15 protein-coding genes are annotated in these 15,554 nt (G+C 52.8%); all 15 read right to left on the bottom strand.

Features of this window, described 5'->3' with window-relative positions:
* Positions 1-21 precede the first annotated feature (21 nt).
* The 15 genes from IE076_RS19090 to IE076_RS19020 all read right to left on the bottom strand — a co-directional run bounded on the left by IE076_RS19090 (position 22) and on the right by IE076_RS19020 (position 15,457).
* Positions 22-531: a retropepsin-like aspartic protease family protein gene (locus IE076_RS19090; protein ID WP_209009273.1), complete on the bottom strand. Its 510-nt coding sequence runs from the start codon at positions 529-531 to the stop codon at positions 22-24.
* 164 nt (positions 532-695) lie between these two features.
* Positions 696-1,358, bottom strand: coding sequence for a phosphoribosylanthranilate isomerase (locus IE076_RS19085; protein ID WP_189438385.1), 663 nt, complete (start codon positions 1,356-1,358; stop codon positions 696-698).
* A gap of 177 nt (positions 1,359-1,535) precedes the next feature.
* Entirely contained in the window at positions 1,536-2,165 is a 630-nt protein-coding gene (gene upp / locus IE076_RS19080; protein WP_189438384.1) for a uracil phosphoribosyltransferase, read from the bottom strand.
* Positions 2,166-2,293: 128 nt separating this feature from the next.
* Positions 2,294-3,529, bottom strand: coding sequence for a DUF1688 family protein (locus IE076_RS19075; protein ID WP_189438383.1), 1,236 nt, complete (start codon positions 3,527-3,529; stop codon positions 2,294-2,296).
* A gap of 302 nt (positions 3,530-3,831) precedes the next feature.
* Complete coding sequence (locus tag IE076_RS19070; protein WP_189438382.1) at positions 3,832-4,833, bottom strand: adenosine deaminase; 1,002 nt, start codon at positions 4,831-4,833, stop codon at positions 3,832-3,834.
* Positions 4,834-4,836: 3 nt separating this feature from the next.
* On the bottom strand, positions 4,837-5,712 hold the full coding sequence (locus IE076_RS19065; protein ID WP_189438381.1) for a phytanoyl-CoA dioxygenase family protein: 876 nt from the start codon (positions 5,710-5,712) through the stop codon (positions 4,837-4,839).
* A 149-nt stretch (positions 5,713-5,861) separates the two neighbouring features.
* Positions 5,862-7,082, bottom strand: coding sequence for a phosphopentomutase (locus IE076_RS19060; protein WP_189438380.1), 1,221 nt, complete (start codon positions 7,080-7,082; stop codon positions 5,862-5,864).
* A gap of 98 nt (positions 7,083-7,180) precedes the next feature.
* A complete protein-coding gene (gene deoA, locus IE076_RS19055; RefSeq protein WP_189438379.1) occupies positions 7,181-8,497 on the bottom strand; it encodes a thymidine phosphorylase in 1,317 nt (438 codons plus the stop codon).
* A gap of 1 nt (position 8,498) precedes the next feature.
* Positions 8,499-9,278, bottom strand: a complete 780-nt coding sequence (gene deoC / locus IE076_RS19050) for a deoxyribose-phosphate aldolase (RefSeq protein WP_189438378.1) — start codon at positions 9,276-9,278, stop codon at positions 8,499-8,501.
* 14 nt (positions 9,279-9,292) lie between these two features.
* A complete protein-coding gene (locus IE076_RS19045; protein ID WP_189438377.1) occupies positions 9,293-10,099 on the bottom strand; it encodes a purine-nucleoside phosphorylase in 807 nt (268 codons plus the stop codon).
* Positions 10,100-10,101: 2 nt separating this feature from the next.
* Complete coding sequence (gene cdd / locus IE076_RS19040; RefSeq protein WP_189438376.1) at positions 10,102-10,506, bottom strand: cytidine deaminase; 405 nt, start codon at positions 10,504-10,506, stop codon at positions 10,102-10,104.
* An 11-nt stretch (positions 10,507-10,517) separates the two neighbouring features.
* On the bottom strand, positions 10,518-11,486 hold the full coding sequence (locus IE076_RS19035) for an ABC transporter permease (protein ID WP_054664572.1): 969 nt from the start codon (positions 11,484-11,486) through the stop codon (positions 10,518-10,520).
* A gap of 10 nt (positions 11,487-11,496) precedes the next feature.
* Positions 11,497-12,600, bottom strand: coding sequence for an ABC transporter permease (locus IE076_RS19030; RefSeq protein ID WP_189438375.1), 1,104 nt, complete (start codon positions 12,598-12,600; stop codon positions 11,497-11,499).
* Between the two features lie 61 nt (positions 12,601-12,661).
* Entirely contained in the window at positions 12,662-14,200 is a 1,539-nt protein-coding gene (locus IE076_RS19025) for an ABC transporter ATP-binding protein (RefSeq protein WP_189438487.1), read from the bottom strand.
* Between the two features lie 303 nt (positions 14,201-14,503).
* Positions 14,504-15,457 carry a BMP family lipoprotein gene (locus IE076_RS19020; protein ID WP_189438486.1) on the bottom strand — a complete coding sequence of 318 codons (954 nt, stop codon included), beginning with the start codon at positions 15,455-15,457 and terminating at the stop codon, positions 14,504-14,506.
* Between the last annotated feature and the right edge of the window lie 97 nt (positions 15,458-15,554).

Below are 15,554 nucleotides of genomic sequence, written 5' to 3'. Positions count from 1 at the left end.
AACAGATTTCATTTTTATTGCTTATCTCGGTGTGATCACGAGTTCTTTGTTTCCAAGTGTGATCTTGCCAAGTCTGTTCAACGCAGACATTCCCAGAAGAACCTGCGAGAGTGCTTCATCTTTAAGGATAAGACTTTTAACGTTGCGTATATGAATTGAGCCCAAATAGAGGTTTGAAATAAAGGCTGTTGCACCTGACGTGATACCATTTGCGGTGCGCACCTCGACTGTGAAGTCCTCATTTCGCACTCTTATGCCTGCTTTTCGGGCAACACTCTGCGGAATTGCAAGGTGACTTGCGCCCGTGTCAATCAACGCTTGGGTCTTATGACCATTGATCTTTATTGTGGCCATGAAGTGACCATTGGGGGATTTGCGAATTCGCGTGATGCGTTTTGACGGGGAATCAGCGGCGTTTTCTGATTGTGTATCATACACTTCCACAACGCCCAGCAAGCGATCTTCAAGTAACTGAGGGATAATGAGAGCGGCGCACATAACAATAGCCGCCAACCAGATATAACGCTGCACGTACGCCCCCGTTCCTTGCAGGCAGTGCAACACCTCAGATTTACAAGTGCATCAAGATATCGCCCAGAATTTTGCCCATTACCTTTTACAGGTATACCGTCGGGCGGAAGAAAAAGGCAAGTCGTCTAATCAAAGCACAAGTTTTTCGGAGATCACTTTAAGCATCAGGTACAGGCAAGTGCAGCAGCAAATTCTGCCATGCGTCCTGCATCAAGGCGACCGTCGACCCGAACACCACTGCAAACATCGACACCGTAAGGCTTTACGGTCTCAATAGCTTCGATGATATTTTGCGGCGTCAGACCACCAGCCAAAAACACCGGAACATCAAGTTTTTCAACGAAATGACGGCTTAAATCCCAGTCGTGGGTTCGGCCGGCTCCGCCAAGGACGTCGTTGTCAGGGGAACCGGAGTCGAGCAGGATCGCATCTGCGACTCGGCTGTATTCCTGAGCGATTTCAAAGGAGTATTCATCTTCCACGTGAACCACCTGGACAACACGGGTGCAGGCTGGCAGGTCCAGACGCAGTTCGTGATACTCTGAAGGATCAATCGGACTGACAATCTGCACTGTGTTGGTGCCGCAGGTCAGTGCATGTTCGACGATATCTTTTGCAGATTTGCGTGAGGTCAAGAGCCAGGTTGCAACAGGCGGTGGCACCTGTCGGGCAATGTTATGAATAAGATCATCTTCAATCACACCGGGACCGGAGGGCATGTGGGCAACAAGGCCGAGAGCATCGGCACCGCAAGCAACGGCGGTGGCTGCTTCGTCCGCTGTTGAAATACAACACACCTTCATACGGGTACGAGCTTTGATCGACATTCCACCATCCCCTTATGCGTCTGAGCTTACAAAAGCGCTCTGAACCTCATAATGGACGAATACACAGTTTTGAGATGCGCTTCGCCTCTGATATTTCTGTCTATCTTTCTTGAGGGTGCTCTGCAAGAAAAAGGCGCCAGACTTGATGCCTGACGCCTTTGATTAAACCAAGTCGGTTTATTTTGTACCGTACATCCGGTCACCGGCATCACCCAGACCCGGGATGATGTAGCCCTTTTCGTTGAGCTTTTCATCGATGGCCGCGGTGTAGATCGGCACATCCGGATGCGCTTCGTTGAAGCGCGCAACACCTTCAGGAGCTGCCAGCAGGCATACGAACACCATGTTCTTTGCACCGCGCTTTTTCAGGCGCTCAACTGCGGAGATTGCGGAGTTTGCAGTTGCCAGCATTGGGTCAACAACGATTACCAGACGCTCATCCAGCTCCTGAGGAGCCTTGAAGTAGTATTCCACTGCTTCCAGAGTCTTAGGATCGCGGTATAGACCGATGTGCGCAACACGAGCGGACGGGATCAGTTCCAGCATGCCTTCCAGCAGGCCATTACCAGCGCGCAGGATGGAAGCAAAGCAGAGCTTTTTACCAGCCAGAACAGGTGCTTCCATTTCAGCAACCGGAGTGTCGATGGTCTGGGTAGTCATCTTCAAGTCGCGTGTTACTTCGTAGCACAGCAACAAGGAGATTTCGCGCAGCAAGCGGCGGAAGTCCTGCGTCGGAGTTGTTTTTCTCCGCATGTGGGTCAGCTTATGCTGGACAAGCGGGTGAGCGATTACTGTTGCGCCGGACATCGTGTTCCTCTTTTTCAACCCAATCGGGTCTTGTATGTGCAGCTGCCTTTTGTCAGCATGTACATGGCAGTGCTTCTATTAAATTAGGCACCTGATCTTCTCGGGTGCAATTGGTTGCAGGTTCCGGATCAGAAAACCGTTCCATCGCTGATAACCATCAGGGGTGGAGATCCGTCACCGCGTTTTTCAAGGGCAATCTGTCGTCCCGCAGCCCAGGATCCGCCTTCCAGCACACATGCCAATGGCAGCTGATCCCGCGATACAGACAAATCCGCCCGAATCCAGTCCGCGAGCTTATCGAGGAGAGCAATCGTGAGCGCTCTCCATTCAACAATCAACTCGCTACTTACTTCATGTCTCTTCAAGGATTGTACCGGATCTTTCAGGCGTAGCACGCCTGTGTCCATGAACAATCCACCATTGCGATATTCCGCAAGGCCAGTCAGACCATCAATGTTTGCCATCTCAATACCAGCCCACGAGAGAGGTTCAACTAAAGAATAAGCAATCCATTGAGAAAGTTTGTGCAGAGGCACCAATTTGTCGGTTTTATCCTGAGCTGTGACTTTGGAATGACGCCATGTGTCGCCAAGGATCACTCCATCAATCTGCTCACGGTTGGGCCAGACCGGCCCCAGACCATCAAGCACCACTTCCAGAATACGTTCAGCCTCCAGCGGTCCTTTCTGGCCTTCCTCATAAAGAACATCAAAAAGACCGCCCGGACGTGGCTCTTCTTCTTTGCCAAACAGGTCTGGACGCAAGGATACAGCCTCTCCCAGACGGTTCAGCAATGAGAGACGGCCATCCAAACCTATGAGCTCGTTCTCGTCGGTTACCTGCAAACCTTCGGCAAGCTCATCCTTGTCCAACCGGAACAAGGTAATGGCATCTGCGCGGAGCGGGTCCAACGGTTCATCGGAGAAGAAGCCTGCGGAGAACATGGCAAGGGAGCCAACTGCCAGACCTTCTGAACGTGTGAAGGTCTCCCCGGTGATCGCCTCACGGTACTTCCACTTGTCGCCAGCGGCAGCATCGAGCAATGCGGAGACGATTGCCAGATCGAACGCAGTACGGCCCATGCCTTGCACGTCGGAGAAGCGGCGCGCCCCTGCCAGCATGGCCCAACGGTCTACGCCGCCAGTCTCAAAATGACGCCAGCGGGCGTGAAACGGGATCTGCCTGTCGGGATAGGTGTTATCGGTCGCTGCGAGTGTTCTGCGAGCAGCTTCTGCCAGGTGCGATAGATCGACGGCAAAGTGCTCAAGTTCGCCCTGCAGTCCCAGCTCCAAAAGCATATGTGAGCGTTCACGCACGGCTCTTGCATTGAGCAAGGACAAAGCTTGCGATGCTTGCATCTCCATCTTCGTCGGTTCCTGTCATTTTGCCTGATGAGGCTTGGAAAGCACTCAAATTTTAGTTTCACCGGGTTTAGTGAAGTCTGGTTGACCAGCTTATACATGAGAGCTTGAAGCGATCAAACAGATCCTCTGATCCTCAGGTATTTTCCTGCTGAGGGCCAGTCTCCGCTTGTAATCACTACACACTAAAGCCCGCACCTTTTTATGGAGGCACGGGCTTTTTTAGCTACGCTCTCAATTTTGGAGCACAAGCAACCCAGCTTGGCCAGTTTTGCTGCTTATGCCCACTCAACTCAAGAAGAAACTCATGCATCTGCTGTGAGAGTTTCCAAACGCTTGAGAAGAATGGTACGGGTTTCCTCATCCACGAAGGCCGCTTCCAGCGCGTTCTTGGTGATGGACTTTTGAATGTCGTAGGTCCATCCAAATGTACGAGAAGTCTCAACGTACTCATGACCGAGTGTGGTGTGGAAGAATGGCGGATCATCGGAGTTCAAGGTGAGGCGAACACCAGCCTGACGCAGTAGGTTCACTGGGTGGAAGCGCAGGTTTGAGTATACGCCAAGCGCGATATTGGACTGTGGGCACACTTCAAGGGTGATTTCCTCATCCACCAGACGCTGGACCAGTGCTTCATCTTCAACCGCGCGGACACCGTGACCAATACGCGTGATCTTCAGGTAGTCGAGCGCGTCGCGCACGCTTTCTGCGCCGCCAAACTCACCGGCGTGTGCTGTGAGGCCGAGACCTGCTTCCCCCGCCATTGCGAACGCTTTTTCGAAGTCCTTTGCCGGACCGATACGCTCATCACCTGCCAGACCGAAACCGGTCACCAGTGGGTGCGGGTTGTCGATGACGGCCTTGACCGCAGCTTCAACGGATTCAGCACCTTCATGACGCACGCCGAGCGGTACCAGACGACCTTCAATGCCGGTATCGGCCTTTGCGCGTTCCAGACCAGCTACAATACCTTCCAGATAGGATTTGTAGCTCAGGCCAGCTTTGACAGCGTGGTCAGGGGAGATGAACACTTCCGCGTAGATCACACCTTCGGCTGCCAGCATCTTATAGTAGGTTTCCGCCAATTCTGCGTAATCGCCTGGGCGACGGAACAAGGATGCGGCTTCATCGTACTGTTTAATGAAGGTTGTAAAATCATGCCAGCTGTAGGCTCCGTTGGCGTCAAACAGATCACCAAGGTCTACATCATAGCGTTGAGCCAGCTTTCTTACGAGCGTTGGAGGTGCTGCGCCTTCGATATGGCAGTGCAATTCAGCACGTGGCACCACATTTTGCGTTGGTCTCATTTCTTAAAATCCATGCATTGGCTTGTCTTTAGCCCGAACAATCCAGTTGTCATCCGACCATTTCGCCGTACCGTCTACCATATGCAAGGCATAAGCGTGACGGGATTTATCGGAACGGTTGGGTGCAGATTTGTGTGGCACCAGACCGTGGAGGATAACAAGGGTTCCTTTTGGGGCGACAAGTGGAGCTGCATCATCTGCAGATTTTTCGAGTGGGGTTTCGTCCAGGGTCTCCATGACCAAGCCTTCACCGTTGTAGTGGAAGCGTTGGCGAAGTGGTCCTTTGTGACCACCCGGCACACCATACAACCCGCCATTGGTTTCGTCCGCATCTTCCAGAGCGAACCAGAAACCGGTGCAGGTCAACGGGGTTGTGTGGAGGAATGTGGAGTCCTGGTGATTGTTTACTTCTCCGCCGATGTGCGGCGGTTTGAAGATGTACATGGACTGGGCAAGCAATGGCTCGGCTAGTCCAATGTCTTTTGCAACACGCTGCATTTTCGCAGAGCGTGAAAACTGCTCAAACACCGGGTCATAGTCATGCAGAGCATGGCCGACCTTGTTGAGCGCCTGATGTTTGTCCTTGGTCAGAGCACCGGTCTCATCAAATGCCTCAGCCTCGAAGAAGAAACGGATCTTATCGCCGCTTTCACGGAAATAAGCGTCCTTCGCATGGGTCTGTGCATTGGTTTCGAACACTGACGCAACGGTTGACGGATCGAACTCGTCAATCAGCCGGGTCATGCGCGCTTTGAGTTGGTCGCATTCTTCCGGAGATGCAAATCCTTCAAGGATCAGAAAGCCATCTTCTTCAAACGCCTGTTTCATCTCAGGCGTCAGACTTCCATCTTGCTGAGCAGTAAACGTGCGAGCCTGCATGTTGCATTCCCCTCTTAATGTAACACGACGGGTGCCTCTCCCTGCACCCTTAACGATTGCAATTCATAGGCAATTCGGAAATATATCGCGGTACACTAAACCGGGCAAACAAAGCTTGCCCAGTTTATTTTCACAATTCCCTGATGGATCTACAGAAAACTATTTCCGTTTTCACCAGCGGGGATACCAAGGTGCTTGGCTACTGATTCACCGATATCAGCAAATGTCGGACGAGCTCCGATGTCGGAGCCCTGCTCGCCTTTGACCAGTGCCAGAACAGGCACGTGTTCACGTGTATGGTCTGTACCCTTCCAGGTTGGGTCACAACCGTGATCAGCAGTCAGAATGAGCAGGTCGCCGTCGTTCATCTTTTCGACCATCTCTGGCAAACGCTTGTCGAAGTGTTCCAGAGCTGCAGCGTAACCCGGTACGTCACGGCGGTGACCGTAAAGCATGTCGAAGTCGACGAAGTTGGAGAATACGAGATCCCCGTTTTTCGCCAAGTCCATTGCTTCCAGCGTGCGATCAAAGAGCTGATCGTTGCCAGCACCCTTGAGAACCTTGGTCACACCCTGCGCCGCGTAGATGTCGGAGATCTTGCCGATGCCGATCACCTGACGGCCTGCGCCTTCCAGACGGTCCAGAACAGTTGGAGCTGGAGGAAGAACAGAGTAGTCACGACGGTTTGCAGTCCGCTCGAAGCCAGCTTCAACTGAGCCAGCAAACGGACGGGCAATCACACGACCGATGTTGTATTCGTCAACCAGCTTGCGGCACTTCACACACAGGTCGAGCAAACGCTCAAGGCCGAAGGTCTCTTCGTGAGCAGCGATCTGAAGAACACTGTCCGCGGAGGTATAGAGGATCGGCTTACCGGTTTTGACGTGCTCTTCACCGAATTCCTCGATGACAACAGTACCGGATCCATGTGTCAGGCACAGAACGCCGGGCAGTTCGCCTACTTCGATGATCTTTTCGACCAGCTCTGCAGGGAAGGATGGGTTTTCATCCGGGAAGTAGCCCCAGTCGAACGTGACCGGCACGCCAGCGATTTCCCAGTGGCCCGATGGTGTGTCCTTACCGTTGGAGACTTCAGCAGCGTAGCCCCAATTGGCTTCCGGAGTGCCCGCAAAATCCAGACCTTTGACAGCTTTGCCAGTGGATGCACGAGCAGCAGCGCCCAGTCCAAGACGATCCATGTTTGGCACGGAAAGAGGACCGCTACGCAGACCTTCTTTATCGCCTTTGCCTTCTGCACATGCATCAGCAATGTGACCGAGGGTGTCGGAGCCGACATCGCCAAACTTGTCAGCGTCGTCGGCTGCACCGATACCGAAGCTGTCGAGTACACACAAAATTGCGCGTGGCATTCGCGTTTCCTTCGTTTTGGAGGACAGCTCTCAATCAGATAATGTCTGCTCTAATAGAGGTGAGAGGCTGTCCTGCCAGTTAATTATTGCTGCGCGGATTAAGGCGCAATACGGTCACGAACTGTGGCGAACTCTTTAACGTCCGCTGCAGAACCGAAGGAGTATGCGTCACGCAGAACTTTTTCTGCGCGCTCTACCTGATCTTCGGTGTGTGCGTGGATCACAGCGATTGGAGTTTCGCTGTCGACAGTTGTGCCAACACCAGCGATGTCTGTCAGACCAACAGCAGGATCAATTTCATCCGCTGCGGCACGACGACCACCACCAAGTTCAACAACTGCCAGACCAACTGCACGTGCATTCACACCAGTGATCAGGGATGCTTCCGGCACATAAACCGCGCGCTGGATTGGTGCCTTGGCAAGGTATGCTTCCGGCTTCTCCATGAAGTCGTTTGGACCGCCGAGTTCACCAACCATCTTGCCGAAGATTTCAGCTGCCTTGCCGGAGGTGAAGGCTTCTTCCATCTTCTTCTTACCGTCATCAACGGAGTCAGCAAGACCAGACGTGGCAAGACCTTCTGCACCGATTGCAACGGTCACATCCCACAGACGGTTGTCAACGTGAGTTCCTTTGAGGAAGTCGACAGCGTTCTGAACTTCGATCGCGTTACCAGCAGCAGATGCCAGAGACTCGTTCATGTCGGTCAGCAGCGCAGTGGTTTTAAGACCTGCGCCGTTTGCAACAAGTACGAGGCTTTCTGCCAGAGCTTTTGCATCTTCATAGTTTGCCATGAATGCGCCAGTGCCCCACTTAACGTCGAGAACCAGAGTTTCAAGGCCAGCAGCGAGCTTCTTGGAGAGGATAGATGCAGTGATGAGATCAATGCTCTCAACAGTCGCGGTCACATCACGGATGCCATAGAAGCGCTTGTCAGCAGGTGCCAGGTCACCGGTCTGGCCGATGATCGCGCAGCCAACGTCACGAACAACCTTGCGGAACAGTTCGTTGGATGGTTTTGCGGTGTAGCCCGGGATGGTTTCCAGCTTATCCAGTGTACCACCGGTGTGACCGAGGCCACGACCAGAGATCATTGGAACAGCAGCACCGTTTGCAGCCAGAGCAGGCGCGAGCATCAGAGATACGTTGTCGCCAACACCACCGGTGGAGTGTTTGTCAACGATTGGCGCATCGATGTCAGACCAGTCGAGAACGTCGCCGCTGTCGCGCATGCCAAGTGTCAGAGCAACACGCTCGTTCACGGAGAGACCATTGAAGAACACAGCCATTGCCAGAGCAGCAATCTGCCCCTCGGTTACGCTATTGTCGGTAATGCCCTTTACGAAGAACTGTATTTCTTCTTTGCTAAGGACTTCGCCTTCACGTTTCTTACGAACGATTTCTTGAGGAAGCATATCAGTAGGTCTCTTTAGTGGTGTTGTCACGGTCTTCGATGCCAGCGAGCACTGCATCAAGCAGGCCACTTGCGCCGAAACGGAACGTTGCTGCGGATACCCAGTTGCTGCCCATCAGTTCGTCAGCCAGTTTGAGGTATTCAGCTGCGTCTTCTACGCTGCGCACACCACCAGCTGGCTTGAAGCCAACAGTGCGGTGATCTTCCTTGGAAGTTTCACGCAGAACGTTGAGCATGATTTCAGCAGCTTCCAGAGTTGCGTTGACCTTCACCTTACCTGTTGAGGTTTTGATGAAGTCTGCGCCCTGCGCAACAGCAACTTCGGAAGCGACGTGGATCAGACGAGGATCCTTCAGCTCACCAGTTTCAAGGATAACCTTCAGCAATGCTGGAGCAGGAATTGCTTCACGCACCTGTTTGATCTGATCTTCAGCGAAACCACGACGGCCTTCAGCGAATGCGCGATATGGCATGACGAGGTCGATTTCGTCCGCGCCGTCCGCGAGAGCCTGTTTGGTTTCTTCGATCACTGCAGCTGTGTCTTCACCGCCAGCAGGGAAGTTCACAACAGTCGCAATACGGACCGGTGAGTTCTTCAGCAGTTCAGCGGCCTGCTTTACAAAGCGAGGCCAGATGCAGATGGCTGCAGTGTGACCGTAAGGTGTAGTGGAGCGCTCAATAAGTGCTGCTACATCTTCTGCAGTACAATCATCATTCAGGTTGGTTAGATCGATTAGTCCTAGAGCACGCTTTGCTGTTTCTTTTATCGATGCTTCGGTCATTTTGCCAGTTTCCTTCAAGCCATGTTTTTGAGGAAGGCACGCAAAATCTTTTTGATCTTGGCCGCTCCAAGCGGGGCCATTTCCTTGGTTTCATCATGAGAGAGGCCGTGGGCTTGTAGGCCAGCTCCCATATTGGTGATGGTGGAGATTGCTGCGACGCGCATGCCAAGGAAGCGAGACATGATCACTTCCGGAACGGTGGACATGCCAACGGCATCAGCACCGAGCACCTGAGACATGCGGATTTCTGCCGGGGTCTCGAAAGACGGTCCGGAGAACCACATGTAGACGCCCTCTTCGAGATCTTCACCAACTTGAGCAGCTGCCTTTTTGAGCTGCTCACGAAGCTCTGGATCGTATGCGGCGGACAGATCGAGGAAACGGCTCTCGTCTTCTTCGCCGATGAGTGGGTTCAGACCAGACCAGTTGATGTGGTCGTTGATCAACATTGGAGAACCCGGTTTGATATTTTCACGCAGGGAGCCTGCAGCATTGGTTGCAACGATTGTTTCACAACCAAGTTCTTTGAGTGTTTCAAGCGGAGTGCGCATCACGGATGGGTTGCCGCTCTCGTAGTAGTGTGCACGGCCGGAAAGAATAACGACCGGTACACCTTCCAGAGTGCCTGCAACAAGCTCACTTGCGTGCGCAGTAACAGATGAGACTGGGAAACCTGTGAGGCGGTTATATGGCACACGAACCGCGTCTTCCACTTCTTCAGAGAGAGAACCCAGACCAGAACCGAGGATCATTCCAACTTTGTAATCACCTGGACGAGCAGCGCGTACAATATCCGCTGACTCTTTACCAAATCCGCTCATAATCAATCCTCAATCTGTTCATTCAATTCAAAGCCAGCAGGCAGCAGTTCTTCCATGGTGAAGGTTCTCCGCAGACCTTCCAAATTGGCAACATGGATCTTGATCTGCCGATTGCTCGCGAACTCCGAAAGTTTTTGACGGCAACCACCACATGGTGTGCACAGCGCGGCGTCTGCAATCACGACAACTTCATCAATCTTGGTGGAGCCAGCACGAACCATTGCCGAGATCGCTCCGCCTTCAGCGCAGACGCCCTCCGGGTAGGCGCCGTTTTCGACGTTACACCCGGAGATTACTTTGCCATCAGTGGTGAGCAGCGCCGCGCCCACCTTGAAGTTGGAATATGGCGCATAGGCGGTTTCTCGTGCCGCCTTTGCTTCTTCAAAAAGTTTGTCAAATGCGCTCATTGTTTTTGTCCTTATGTACGCTCTTTAACGTAAGGGATACCGGATGCTTTTGGTGGAATTGCGCGACCGATAAAGCCGGCAAGCAGAACCACAGTCAGCACGTAAGGCAGAGCCTGGAAGACCTGAACAGGAACCTCACCAATTCCAGGAATTTCCTGACCCTGAAGACGAATTGCCAATGCATCCAGGAATCCGAAGAGAAGGCATGTGAACATGGCGTTCACTGGCTTCCACTTTGCAAAGATTAGAGCTGCCAGAGCAATAAAGCCCTTACCCGCGCTCATATCCTTGATAAAACCAGCGCCCTGCGCAACAGACAGGTAAGCACCAGAGAATCCGCAGAGGATACCACAGATGATTGTTGCCCTGTAACGTAGCAGTGTTACTGACAGACCGGCTGTATCAGCTGCAGAAGGGTTCTCGCCAACAGCACGCAGACGCAGACCAAAGCGGGTTCTGAACACAATCCACCAGACCAGCGGCACGGCAGCGAAAGATGCATATACCAGGATGTTGTGACCGGAGATCAGGTTTGCGTAGATTGGGCCGAACACTGGGACGTCCGCCAAAGCATCAGCAAATGGAAGCTCAATGTTGTTGAACCGGCTGGCGCTATCCAATGCAGGCGTACGACCACCTTGTGAGAACCACGCCTGACCAAGCAACACGGTCAAACCAGCTGCAAGGAAGTTGATAGCAACGCCGGAAACCACCTGGTTGCCGCGCTGGGTAATAGATGCGTAACCGTGTATCAACGCCAACAGAACAGAAACGAAGATACCAGCCAGCAAACCGATCCATGGACTCTGGAATACGTAGGCAGCAGCAGCAGCAGCAAATGCAGAGCCGAGGATCTTCCCTTCCAGACCGATATCTACGATACCGGAACGCTCTGAGAACAGGCCTGCAAGGCACGCAAACAGAAGAGGAGTTGACAGCCGGAATGTACTGTCGAGAACAAGAATAATTGTGTCTAACATGTCCGTCTCCTTAAGCTTCTGCTGTGTCTGAAGAGAAGCGATCGAAGAACGCTACGACTGCTGGGCGGAACATATGCTCAAGAGCACCAGCGAAGAGAATGACCAGTGCCTGAATGACGACGATCATATCGCGAGAGATTGTTGGGATTTCGAAGGCCAGTTCTGCGCCGCCCTGATAGAGCAAGCCGAAGAGCATGGCTGCGAGAATAATCCCGATCGGGTGCCCTCGTCCCATAAGCGCGACGGCAATACCTACGAAGCCAGCACCACCTGCAAAGTCAAGCAGCAAACGGGTTTGTTCTCCCATCACAACGTTGATGCCCATGAGACCAGCAAGGCCACCGGAGATCAGCATGGTGATGATCGTAATGCGAACCGGAGAGATACCTGCGTAGGCTGCTGCATCCGGGTTTTTACCAAAGCTGCGGATTTCATAGCCGAGTTTGGTATGCCAGATGAGAAGCCAGACAACCACACAAACCGCAAGAGCGAGGAAGAACGCCAGGTTCACAGGAGACTGACCGAAGTCAAAGCTGGTGAAGACGTTTCTGAGCAGCGGAAGCTGACCGCCTGCCTCGAAGTTGCGGGTGGATGGAGACATTGTCCCCTGAGGGATCAGGATGTTCGACAGCAGGTACACCATCAACGCAGATGCGATGAAGTTGAACATGATTGTCGTGATGACGATGTGGGACCCGCGCTTTGCCTGCAGGTAAGCCGGGATGAACGCCCAGGCTGCACCGAAGAGCGCGCCGCCTGCAATCGCAAACGGGAATGTAACCCACCATGGAATGAAGCGGTCGAGCGCAAGACAAGCCAGCGCGATACCAAGGCCGCCTACGTAGGCCTGACCTTCACCACCGATGTTGAACAGACCGGCATGGAAGGCGACAGCCACTGCCAGACCGGTAAAGATAAAGTTGGTTGCGTAGTAGAGGGTATAGCCGATGCCCTCACCATAACCCAAGGCGCCCCAGACGAGCCACTTAACAGCTTCGAATGGATCTTCGCCGATGATTACAACTACCAAGCCAGAAACGATGAATGCCGCGATCAGGTTGAGGGCCGGTAGCAGACCGAAATCAACCCAACGAGGAAGTTGCCCCTTACTCATTTCTGTGTTCCCCCAATTGTCAGGTCAAAGCAAATATTGTTGTTAAACAGGGTGTTGATGATCATTCTGCTGCCTCTTGATTGACACCAGCCATGAGAAGACCAAGATCCTGCTCTGTTGCTTCGGCCCCACGCTCACCGACCACGTTGCCATCAAACATGACAATGATGCGGTCTGAGAGAGAGCGAATTTCGTCTAGTTCCACGGATACGAGAAGCACTGCTTTGCCTTGCGCGCGCATATCCATGATCCGGTTGTGGATGTACTCAATCGCACCAATGTCCACGCCGCGTGTTGGCTGACCAATCAGAAGTACGTCCGGGTCACACTCAATCTCACGTGCCAGAACGATTTTCTGCTGGTTGCCGCCAGAGAACTTCGCTGCTGTCATTTCGGTGGTTGGTGGGCGAATGTCGTATTTCTCGATGCGCTCCTTGGCTTCCTTGCGGATCGCGTCCTTATCAAGGAACATGCCCTTGGAGTATTTCGGTTCGCGGTGGTAGCCAAGAATGGAGTTTTCATACTCTGAGAACTGGTTGATCAGGCCCATACGGTGGCGATCTTCCGGAACGTGGCTCATGCCTTTGTGGCGCATTTCCGCTGCATCATGAACGCCAGCAAGATCCAGCTTCTCACCTGACAACTCCATCGTGCCACTTTCAGCACGTGTGATACCGGAGAGCGCGGCAAGCAGCTCAGACTGACCGTTACCGGAAACGCCCGCGATACCGAGAACTTCACCTGCACGCACTTCGAATGACACATCCTTCACACGCAGCACGCCACGGTCATCACGTACGTTGAGGCCTTCAACTTTGAGAAGAGGCTTGCCAACTTTTACTTCAGGCTTGTCCACCTCAAGGAGAACGCTGCGGCCAACCATGAGTTCGGCCAGTTCTTCCATGGAGGTTTCCGCAGTTTTGCGTGATGCAACCATTTCACCACGACGCATCACGGACACCGTATCGGTGACATCCATGATCTCACGCAGTTTGTGAGTGATCAGCAGAACTGTTTTACCCTGATCGCGCAGCACGCGAAGAATGCGGAAGAGGTGGTCAGCCTCCGATGGTGTCAAAACACCTGTTGGCTCATCAAGGATAAGAATGTCTGCGCCGCGGTACAAAGCCTTTAGGATCTCTACACGCTGCTGCAAACCCACTGGCAACTCACCCACGACTGCGTCTGGGTCAATTGTCATGTCGTATTCGTCTGCCAAACGCTGAAGTTCACGTCGCGCGTTCGCAACACCGTCTTTCAACAGCGCGCCGCCCTCTGCGCCAAGAATGACGTTTTCTAGAACTGTGAATGGATCGACGAGCATGAAATGCTGGTGCACCATACCGATGCCCTGCGAAATCGCGCTCTTCGAATCAGGAATAGTGGTGGCCTTACCATCGATCTTAATTGTTCCGCTATCGGCGTTGTAAAAGCCGTAGAGGATCGACATCAAGGTGGACTTCCCCGCTCCGTTCTCACCAATGATCCCGTGAATGGATCCCTTTCCAACAACAAGGTTGATGTCCTTGTTGGCATGAACTGGCCCGAAACTCTTATTTACGCCAATTAACTCGATGGCAGGTACATTGCTTTCAGCCACTGTTGCCCGGCCTTTCTGGTCTATCAAATCAATAACTTGCACGTCGATCTCATTCCTGCTTTCGAAGTACACCTTTTCGAAAACATCGCCCCGCCCCCAGGGGAAGCAGCGAACAGATCCCGATGTAGTTCCCTCATTTCCTTTTCAGCCTTCGCTCCCAAAGACTGCAAATTCCACTCGGGCTACAGGGGCGCAAGTCCCTCAAATTTTCCTTCGCGGCGCCATGCCTTGAAGATGTGATCGTTCTGAAGAACAACCCTTAGCGAAATGCCCACACCAGATCGTGTGGGCATTTCTATTAGATTAGAACGGACAGGAAGAATCCACCATGTAATCGTGAACTTCTACTTTGCCAGAAATAATATCCATTTTCGCCTGCTCAACTGCAGACTTCATCTCTTCAGTAATGAGAGGCGCGTTATACTGATCGTACGCCCAAGAAACACCGTTTTCAGCGAGACCAAGAACTTCAACACCTGAAGTCCAGTTGCCTTCCTGTGCGTCTACGAGCGTTTTATCGACAGCAACATCAACACCTTTGATCATTGAGGTGAGAACTGAGCCTGGATGCAGGTAGTTCTGGTTGGAATCAACACCGATACCGAACTTGCCTTCATCAGCTGCTGCCTGCAGAACGCCGGTGCCTGTGAGGCCTGCTGCATGGAACACAACGTCTGCGCCACGTGCGAACTGTGAGCGTGCAAGCTCACCGCCCTTGAGTGGGTCAGTCCATGCTGCGCCGGTGGTTCCGGTCATGTTTTCAATGATTTCGATATCAGGATTGGCGTACTTCGCACCTTGCTTGTAACCACATGCGAACTTCCGGATCAGCGGAATGTCCATACCGCCAACAAATCCGATGGTGTCGGTTTCTGTCGCCTGTGCGGCCAGGAGGCCAACAAGGAACGAGCCTTCGCCTTCCTTAAAGACAATAGAGCGCACGTTTGGCAGGTCTACAACAGCATCAACAATCGCAAAGTGGGTATCAGGGAATTCCTTTGCAACTTTTTCCAGAGCAGCTGCCTGAGCAAAACCAATCGTGATGATTGGGTCAAGTCCACGGCGGGCGAAGTTACGCAGGGCCTGTTCACGCTGAGATGGATTCTGGATCTCGAAATCGCGGAAATTGACGCCTGTGCGTTCCTTAAACTTCAATGCACCTTTGTATGCGGCTTCATTGAAAGACCGGTCATTCCGGCCACCGAAGTCATAAACGACTGCGGGTTTAAAGGCTTCTGCCATAGCACCAGTAGCCATCACTGCTGTCAGAGCAATCGCACCGAGGATTGTTGTGGTTTTCACGGTTTTCTTCCTTATTATGTCTTCCCGTAGAGCGGAAAGGGCTCTCCCTTAA

This window comes from Pseudovibrio japonicus (assembly GCF_014651595.1).
Classification (GTDB): Bacteria; Pseudomonadota; Alphaproteobacteria; order Rhizobiales; family Stappiaceae; genus Pseudovibrio; species Pseudovibrio japonicus.
The sequence above is the reverse complement of the archived record's forward strand: the minus strand, read 5'-3'. Positions and strand labels throughout refer to the sequence as shown.

Coding starts and splice junctions, on each gene's coding strand:
- IE076_RS19070 (WP_189438382.1), bottom strand. CDS start 4,833: ATGAGACCAACGCAAAATGTGGTGCCACGTGCTGAATTGCACTGCCAT.
- IE076_RS19020 (WP_189438486.1), bottom strand. CDS start 15,457: ATGGCTACTGGTGCTATGGCAGAAGCCTTTAAACCCGCAGTCGTTTAT.
- IE076_RS19075 (WP_189438383.1), bottom strand. CDS start 3,529: ATGGAGATGCAAGCATCGCAAGCTTTGTCCTTGCTCAATGCAAGAGCC.
- IE076_RS19085 (WP_189438385.1), bottom strand. CDS start 1,358: ATGTCGATCAAAGCTCGTACCCGTATGAAGGTGTGTTGTATTTCAACA.
- IE076_RS19045 (WP_189438377.1), bottom strand. CDS start 10,099: ATGAGCGGATTTGGTAAAGAGTCAGCGGATATTGTACGCGCTGCTCGT.
- IE076_RS19035 (WP_054664572.1), bottom strand. CDS start 11,486: ATGTTAGACACAATTATTCTTGTTCTCGACAGTACATTCCGGCTGTCA.
- IE076_RS19060 (WP_189438380.1), bottom strand. CDS start 7,082: ATGCCACGCGCAATTTTGTGTGTACTCGACAGCTTCGGTATCGGTGCA.
- deoC (WP_189438378.1), bottom strand. CDS start 9,278: ATGACCGAAGCATCGATAAAAGAAACAGCAAAGCGTGCTCTAGGACTA.
- deoA (WP_189438379.1), bottom strand. CDS start 8,497: ATGCTTCCTCAAGAAATCGTTCGTAAGAAACGTGAAGGCGAAGTCCTT.
- IE076_RS19030 (WP_189438375.1), bottom strand. CDS start 12,600: ATGAGTAAGGGGCAACTTCCTCGTTGGGTTGATTTCGGTCTGCTACCG.
- cdd (WP_189438376.1), bottom strand. CDS start 10,506: ATGAGCGCATTTGACAAACTTTTTGAAGAAGCAAAGGCGGCACGAGAA.
- upp (WP_189438384.1), bottom strand. CDS start 2,165: ATGTCCGGCGCAACAGTAATCGCTCACCCGCTTGTCCAGCATAAGCTG.
- IE076_RS19065 (WP_189438381.1), bottom strand. CDS start 5,712: ATGCAGGCTCGCACGTTTACTGCTCAGCAAGATGGAAGTCTGACGCCT.